This is a genomic window from Sphingomonas sp. (assembly GCF_051962185.1).
Taxonomy (GTDB): domain Bacteria; phylum Pseudomonadota; class Alphaproteobacteria; order Sphingomonadales; family Sphingomonadaceae; genus Sphingomonas.
This window is the reverse complement of sequence record NZ_JBQCCN010000170.1, coordinates 1-6,787: the sequence shown is the minus strand read 5'-3', so window position 1 is coordinate 6,787 and position 6,787 is coordinate 1. Positions and strand designations below refer to the sequence as shown.

At 67.2% G+C, this 6,787-nt stretch carries 12 protein-coding genes and 1 tRNA gene; 9 read left to right on the top strand and 4 right to left on the bottom strand.

Annotated features, from left to right (window positions below; genetic code table 11):
* Positions 1-147, top strand: coding sequence for a hypothetical protein (locus ACTHJR_RS10660; RefSeq protein ID WP_440523145.1), 147 nt, complete (start codon positions 1-3; stop codon positions 145-147).
* Positions 148-357: 210 nt separating this feature from the next.
* Here ACTHJR_RS10660 and ACTHJR_RS10655 read toward each other — a convergent pair whose 3' ends face one another.
* On the bottom strand, positions 358-525 hold the full coding sequence (locus tag ACTHJR_RS10655) for a Flp family type IVb pilin (protein ID WP_294040102.1): 168 nt from the start codon (positions 523-525) through the stop codon (positions 358-360).
* 134 nt (positions 526-659) lie between these two features.
* Complete coding sequence (locus tag ACTHJR_RS10650; protein ID WP_440523144.1) at positions 660-833, bottom strand: Flp family type IVb pilin; 174 nt, start codon at positions 831-833, stop codon at positions 660-662.
* A gap of 93 nt (positions 834-926) precedes the next feature.
* Here ACTHJR_RS10650 and ACTHJR_RS10645 point away from each other — a divergent pair, with 93 nt between their 5' ends.
* Positions 927-1,331, top strand: a complete 405-nt coding sequence (locus tag ACTHJR_RS10645) for a (deoxy)nucleoside triphosphate pyrophosphohydrolase (protein ID WP_440523142.1) — start codon at positions 927-929, stop codon at positions 1,329-1,331.
* On the opposite strand, the gene ACTHJR_RS10640 is transcribed toward ACTHJR_RS10645, so the two are convergent.
* A complete protein-coding gene (locus tag ACTHJR_RS10640; RefSeq protein WP_440523141.1) occupies positions 1,302-2,138 on the bottom strand; it encodes a methyltransferase domain-containing protein in 837 nt (278 codons plus the stop codon). The two genes, ACTHJR_RS10645 and ACTHJR_RS10640, sit on opposite strands and share 30 nt — an antisense overlap.
* Before the next feature lie 44 nt (positions 2,139-2,182).
* On the opposite strand from ACTHJR_RS10640, the gene ACTHJR_RS10635 reads away from it, so the two are divergent.
* From ACTHJR_RS10635 to ACTHJR_RS10610, 6 genes are all read left to right on the top strand, one after another.
* Positions 2,183-2,899: a double zinc ribbon domain-containing protein gene (locus ACTHJR_RS10635; protein WP_440523140.1), complete on the top strand. Its 717-nt coding sequence runs from the start codon at positions 2,183-2,185 to the stop codon at positions 2,897-2,899.
* Positions 2,900-2,932: 33 nt separating this feature from the next.
* A complete protein-coding gene (gene grxC, locus ACTHJR_RS10630; protein ID WP_440523139.1) occupies positions 2,933-3,190 on the top strand; it encodes a glutaredoxin 3 in 258 nt (85 codons plus the stop codon).
* The gene (locus tag ACTHJR_RS10625) at positions 3,187-4,008 is read left to right on the top strand and encodes a carbon-nitrogen hydrolase family protein (protein ID WP_440523138.1); all 822 of its coding nucleotides are present in this window, start codon (positions 3,187-3,189) and stop codon (positions 4,006-4,008) included. Before grxC ends, ACTHJR_RS10625 begins: the two co-directional genes overlap by 4 nt.
* Positions 4,005-4,463 carry a DUF1178 family protein gene (locus tag ACTHJR_RS10620; protein WP_440523137.1) on the top strand — a complete coding sequence of 153 codons (459 nt, stop codon included), beginning with the start codon at positions 4,005-4,007 and terminating at the stop codon, positions 4,461-4,463. The genes ACTHJR_RS10625 and ACTHJR_RS10620 overlap by 4 nt, the downstream gene beginning before the upstream one ends.
* Before the next feature lie 34 nt (positions 4,464-4,497).
* A tRNA-Arg gene (locus ACTHJR_RS10615) sits at positions 4,498-4,574 on the top strand.
* A 264-nt stretch (positions 4,575-4,838) separates the two neighbouring features.
* On the top strand, positions 4,839-5,189 hold the full coding sequence (locus ACTHJR_RS10610) for a hypothetical protein (protein WP_440523136.1): 351 nt from the start codon (positions 4,839-4,841) through the stop codon (positions 5,187-5,189).
* Between the two features lie 217 nt (positions 5,190-5,406).
* Here ACTHJR_RS10610 and ACTHJR_RS10605 read toward each other — a convergent pair whose 3' ends face one another.
* Positions 5,407-6,114, bottom strand: coding sequence for a helix-turn-helix transcriptional regulator (locus ACTHJR_RS10605; RefSeq protein ID WP_440523135.1), 708 nt, complete (start codon positions 6,112-6,114; stop codon positions 5,407-5,409).
* A gap of 296 nt (positions 6,115-6,410) precedes the next feature.
* Here ACTHJR_RS10605 and ACTHJR_RS10600 point away from each other — a divergent pair.
* Positions 6,411-6,787: glutathione S-transferase N-terminal domain-containing protein (locus tag ACTHJR_RS10600; RefSeq protein WP_440523133.1), on the top strand; the 377-nt coding region annotated here is incomplete at its 3' end.

Below are 6,787 nucleotides of genomic sequence, written 5' to 3'. Positions count from 1 at the left end.
TTGGGCGGCGCACACCGCGATCCCGCGGCGGCGATCGACGCACTGGGCGACGCAATGGCGAACGCGCTGGGCGGACTTCACAATATGAGCCCGGAACAGCTGAAGCTCGACCGCCGCGACAAGTTCCTGGCGATGGGGCGGCTGTAAATTCCCTCTCCCCGTGGGAGAGGGAGGGAGCCGCGCGCAGCGCGGCGGAAGGGTGAGTGCAGCAGCTCACCGCTTAACTCGACCCTCACCTTCCCACTCGGCTGCGCCGAGCGGGCCCCTTCCTCTCCCAAAGGGAGAGGAGATTAAATGAAAAAGGGCGGCGGAACCGAAGTTCCACCGCCCTTCTTTGTCAGCAGTAAGCGTTGGAGCTTACGAAGCCTTCATGTTCGACGACACGTTGGTGAAGGTCGTCTTCAGCTGGTTGCCCAGGCCCTGCATCGCGGCGATCGCGGCGACGGCGATGAGCGCGGCGATCAGGCCGTACTCGATGGCGGTGGCACCCTTCTTGTTGGTGAAAATCTTGCGAATGGTCTTCATTTCCGGTCTCCGTGGTTCGAACTACTTCAGTCACCCGGCTGAACCAGGAAATGCCCCCGTCCAGCAGTCCGAATCAGTAAGCCGGGGCGGTTGAGAAAATCTTAAAGCGCGTAAGGAATTGTTCCGGTCCGGCATCAATGCGCGTTCTGGACCTTGGTCGACACGTCGTTCCACATACCGGTCGTGGTACTGGCCAGGCCCTGAAGCGCGGCGATCATCGCCAGGACGACCAACGACAGGATCAGGCCATATTCGACGGCGGTCGCGCCTCTGCGACTCCCGGCCAAACGGCGAAGGACATGGATCATCGCTTTTTTGCCGCGTACGGCTCCCCAATCTGATCACAAATGCTAGGCACTTTTCGTTAACGAATGACCAACAGCGCAACGGACGCAGTCGTAATGACCCTGATGACCGTGGTCGCGGTCGCCCTGACCGATCGCGACGGCCGCGTCCTTATCGCTCAACGCCCCGAGGGGAAGGAGCATGCCGGCCTGTGGGAATTTCCCGGCGGCAAGGTCGAGCCGGGCGAATCCCCGGAGGCTGCGCTGGTTCGCGAGCTTCACGAAGAGCTTGGCGTGGCGATCGCACCGGCGGCGCTGGCGCCGCTCGCGTTCAGCAGCGGGCCGCGTGCGACGCGGCACTTGCTCTTGCTGTTGTATCGTTGCACCGAATGGCAGGGGGAGCCGTCCGCGCTCGATGCGGCGGCGTTGCGCTGGGTGCGGCCGGACGCGCTGTCGGACATCGACATGCCGCCCGCGGACCGGCCGTTCGTTTCAATCCTTGCGGCCGAGCGTCGCGGCTAAGGAGGTCGTGGCGCTGCCGCGACGCGCCGGCTTGGGCTGGTCAGGCGAGGGCGCCCAACCGGTCAGGAAGATCAGGTCGAACCGCTCGGCGGTGCGACCGTCGGGATCGGCACGCTCGGCGAACGCCGTCGCCGCCGCGCCCAACGTGCGCCGATCAAGCGGCACGCGGCCCTTGAGCACATTGGTCGCCGCCATCCCGCGCAGGTCGCCGATCAGCCGGAACAGGTCGGGATAGCGCACGCTCAGCGTCTCGCCATCGGCGACCGGGAGCGCGAACCCGGCGCGAACCAGCAGGTCGCCCGCCGAGCGCACGTCGATCATCGGATGGAATCGAGCCGCCGGCCGTTCGGCCTCGGCTTGCAGAAAGGATGCGCGCAGGGTCGGCAGGCTGGTGCCGCCGACGAATGCGGCGAGGAACAGACCGTCGGGCACCAGCGCCCGGCGCATCTGGGCGAGCGCGCCCGGCACGTCGTTGACGCTGTCGAGCACGCCGGCGGAGACGACAAGGTCGAAGCTTTCCGGCGCGACCGGGAGCCCGTCCTCGTCCGCCTGGATGCCGCCGGCCTGCTCCGCGAACAGGCACCCGGCGTCAATCCTGGTCAGCGCACTTCCCGGGGGCGGCACGAACGCCCCGTCGAAACATCCGACCTCCAGCACGCGCTCGAACCGCCGGTTCACGCTGTCGAGCCGCTCCGCGATCCCGTCGAGCATAGCCGCGCGCAGGAAATCGTGCTCGGCATAGCTGGGCGCGGCGCGGTCGCGGCGCAGGCGGCGCGCCGCGCGATCGAAGATTTCCGGGGAGTCCATCGCGCGCGCTTGTGCCGCCGCGACGACCGCGCGACAAGAGCGTCATGGGGCTGAGGGAAGTTGTCGACGACACGCTCGCGCTGGCGCTGCCGCCGCGCTGCCCCGGTTGCGGCGCGGTGGTGCGTGGCGACCATCGCTTCTGCGCGACCTGCTGGGACTCGCTCGACTTCATCGGCGCGCCGTGGTGCGCGACCTGTTGCACGCCGTTCGAGGTCGATCGCGGCGCCGATGCGCAATGCGGCGCCTGTCTCGCCAACCCGCCGATCCATGCCGGAGCGCGTGCGGCGGTCGCTTATGGCGAGGTCGCCAAGACCGTTGCGCTGCGGCTCAAATATGGCGGCCGGCTCGCGTTCGCGACGACCGCGGCGCGGCTGATGGCGCGGCATTTGCCGGGGGACGCCGACCTGCTCGTACCGGTGCCGCTGCATCGCTGGCGATTGTGGGGGCGCGGCTACAATCAGGCGGCGCTGATCGCCGATGCGTTGTCGAGCCGGAGCGGCGTGATCCACGATCCCCTGGTGCTGCGTCGGACCAGACGCACGCCCGCGTTGCGCGGGATGAACCCGCGCCAGCGCCGCGATGCGGTGCGCGCCGCGTTCGTCGTCTCGCGCCGGCTGGAGGGCGAACACGTCGTGCTGGTCGACGATGTCTATACCAGCGGCGCCACGACCGACGCCTGCACGCGGGTGTTGCTCAAGGCGGGGGCCGGGCGCGTCACCGTGCTGTGCTGGGCGCGGGTGGTCGGCGATACGTCCGATTGACAAGCCGCGCGGCGCTCTCCACCTGATTGTATTATGGCAAAGGTCGAAATCTATACCAAGGCGTGGTGCCCCTATTGCGTGCGCGCGACGAAATTGCTCGCCGCCAAGGGCGTCGAGCCGATCGAATATGACGTGACGATGGGCGGTCCCAAGAAGGCCGAGATGATCGAGCGATCGGGCGGCCGCATGACCATGCCCCAGGTGTTCATCGACGGAAAGCATATCGGCGGCTCCGACGACCTCGCCGCGCTCGACGCGCGGGGAGGGCTCGACCCGCTGCTCGCGACATGAAGATCGCAATACTCCAGACGACCAGCGGGATCGACCCCGCCGCCAACGCCGCGACGCTCTGCCATGCGGTGGCCGAGGCCGCGGCGGGCGGGGCGGCGATGCTGTTCACGCCGGAAATGTCGGGGCTGGTCGATCGCGACCGCGGGCGTGCGGCCAAGAATGTCTGGATGGAGGACGAGGATCCGGTACTCGCCGCGGTGCGCGCGGCGGCGGCCGAGCATCGCCTGTGGGTGCATATCGGCTCGCTGATGATCCGCCGCGCCGACGGCAAGCTCGCCAACCGCGGTTTCGTGATCGACGACCGGGGCGCGATCCGCGCGCGCTACGACAAGCTCCATTTGTTCGACGTCGACCTGCCGAGCGGCGAGAGTTGGCGCGAATCCGCCGCTTATACGGCGGGGGAGGGCGCCGTGGTGGTCGACACGCCGGCCGGCGCGCTGGGCACGACAATCTGCTACGATTTGCGCTTTCCCGACCTCTATCGCGCGCTGACCGATGCCGGGGCGACGATCCTGGCGATGCCGGCCGCCTTCACCCGCCCGACCGGCGCGGCGCATTGGCATGTCCTGTTGCGTGCGCGGGCGATCGAAGGCGCGGCGTTCGTCGTGGCGGCGGCGCAGACCGGGGTGCATGAGGATGGACGCGCGACATACGGCCATTCGCTGGTGATCGATCCCTGGGGCGAGGTGCTGCTCGACATGGGGGAGGAGCCCGGGCTGGGCTTCGCCGAGCTCGACCCGGCCGCGCTCGAAGATGTCAGAATGCGCGTCCCCGCGCTCAAGCATCGCCGCCCGATCCCCGAAGTGGTGCGGGCATGATCGTGTTCGACCTCAAATGCGGCGCCGGCCATGTGTTCGAAGCATGGTTCGGGTCGTCGGGCGACTATCGGGATCAGCTCGCGCGGGGATTGGTCAGTTGCCCATTGTGCGGCGACGGCGCGATCGAGAAAGCGTTGATGGCGCCCAACATCGCGACCGGGGGCAATGTTCAGACGGCGCGGACCGCGGCTCCGGCCGGCCCCGATGGCGTGACGCCCGAGGTCATGAAGGCGGCAATGGCCGAACTGGCGGCGATGCAGAAGAAGGCGCTCGAGGGATCGACCTGGGTCGGCAACAGCTTCGCCAATCGCGCCCGCGCGATGCACGACGGCGAAGAGGCGCATGCGCCGATTCACGGCCAGGCGTCGCCCGAGGACGCGAAGGCGCTGATCGACGATGGCGTGACCGTCGCGCCCTTGCCGTTTCCGGTCGTTCCACCCGAAGCCTGCAATTGACCGGTTCCCGCGCGCCCGGTACGAGCCGGCACGTGGTTCCGTAGCTCAGCCGGATAGAGCGCCACTTTCCTAAAGTGGGCGTCGGGGGTTCGAGTCCCTCCGGGACCACCACCCCTAGTTTAAGGCGTTGTATTTACGCGAAAGCGCTCTGTTGAAATGGATAACCCGCCCACTCGGTCTCCTATTTCGTCTGCAGGCGCGTTGAGCTTATCGCCGTTCGTTGAAGCGGCGGTGAGAGAAGGCACGAAGTATCTTATCGGTTGAGCGGCAGTCGGAGATATCTTTCGGTGTGGGGAGCCGCGCACCCGGGTAGCGTCGCGACTCGCGAGTCGTTGAAGGAGCGGAGGGGCGATGCGGGCGCCGGTCGGAGAATGGTTGAGCTTCGCACTCGGCATCGTGATCGGCGTGGCGCTTTGCTTCGCCGCCGCATTTGTGTCGCCGACTCGCCCGACCGTGCGCGAGCCGGCGACAAATAACTCATCGCCCTTCGCCGCTGCCGAAGCGCGAGTTGTGCGAGGCCTGGCCAACCCGAAGTCGGTGCGCTTCGCTGACGAGATGCATGGGTTGAAGGTTCCGCGTTCAGTGTGCGGCACCTATCGGGCGACGGCCGGGAGCGGCAAGCCCACGAGGCCCGTCAGCTTCATCGTCGTCGAAGACGCCTTGTACCTGCGCATTGAGGGGAATCCGGAAGGCTTCGACCGCATCGCAGCGCTGGTGGGCTGCTAGACGGCTCCAAATACTTCCACGGCGCCCAGCGGTGGATCGCATGGATGTCGCGCGCCGGAAGGCGGAAGTGTCGCGACACGTTCTATTGGTCGAGCAAGATAAAGTCGCCGCCCCGCGCAACTTCCTTGATCAGGACGCCGGCGACGGGACCGCTCAGGTCTTCTCACGCCGGATGAACCGCAAGACGATGGTGTATCGCCAGTCTTCGGCAGGGGCGTCAGATCGGCGCGCGTGCCGGTCGCTGGCGCTCCGCCAGCGCATGCTTCCAGCGCTGACGGAGTTCGCCCGGGCGCGCGTCATATCGTTGGTCGAGAAAGTCGGCGGCGATGACGCGGTCGGTGCGGAAATGGCGGAAATCGCGGCGCAGCTCGCACCAGGCTGCGATCACCCGGGCCTGTTCGAAAAAGCCGATGATGACCGGCCAGACGATTCGATCGCTGACCTCTCCCCGCTCGTCGCGATAGTCGATGCGGATCTTGCGGCCTTCGCGGATCCACGTGCGGACGAGGCCGAGGTCGATCGTATCGGGCGCCGCCTTGTTATGCGGCGGCGTGCCGATCGAGGGATCGGCGAGGAAGGGGCGCAGCTTTTCCGGGACGACGGAGGTGATCTTGGCGATCAGGTCACGCGCGGCCGCGGCCAGCACCGGGTCGCCGCGGCCGGCCACCCATTGCGCGCCAAGCACCGCCGCCTCGATCTCGTCGGGGGTCAGCATCAAGGGCGGCATGTCGAACGCGTCGTCGAGGATATAGCCGAACCCCGCCTCGCCGGTGATCGGGACGCGCTGGCCGATCAGGTCGGCGACGTCGCGATAGACGGTGCGCGGCGAGACCTCGAGCTCGGCGGCGATGTCCTGCGCGGTCACCGGGCGCGACGAGCGGCGCAGGATCTGGATGATTTGGAACAATCGATCGGCGCGACGCATGGCTAGGGTGCAGACCCGCTACTAATGAGGTCGAGACGTTCCACCGCCCAATCCACCAACAAAGGGCGGCAGCCATGTCCGGGCGCTGTGGCGCGTCGGGGCACTCGAACGGAGGAACATCCCCGTTCTTCGCACTCCTCCTCCCACAGCATCCCGGACATGACTGTCTCGATCCTCATTAGTAGCGGTCTGCACCCTCAACACTCCTACTGACAGAATGCTGTCAGTAGGGTGGTTCTACAAGCCTTTTTGTCGAGCGGCGATCGGTTCGCCGTCCCCGAACGAAGGAGCAGAAGATGATCACTCTCTACCACGCCCCGCAATCGCGTTCGTCCCGGATCATCTGGCTGCTCGAGGAAATCGGCGCGCCCTATACGATCCGCCCGGTGTCGATCTTCCGCCCGATGACCGGGCAGGGGGTGCCCGACGCCGCCAATCCGCATCCCGACCAGCGCGTGCCGGCGATCGAATATACCGGCATGATGGTCGCGGAATCGGTCGCGATCGTGCTGTGCCTGGCGGACGCCTTTCTGCAGGCTCGCCTGGCGCCGGCGCCGGACGCGGCCGAACGCGGCACCTATCTCACCTGGCTCGCCTGGTATGCCGCGGAGATGGAGCCGGCGATGTTCGCGGCGATGTCGGGCGAACTGGGCAGCGCGCCGCACAAGCAGCG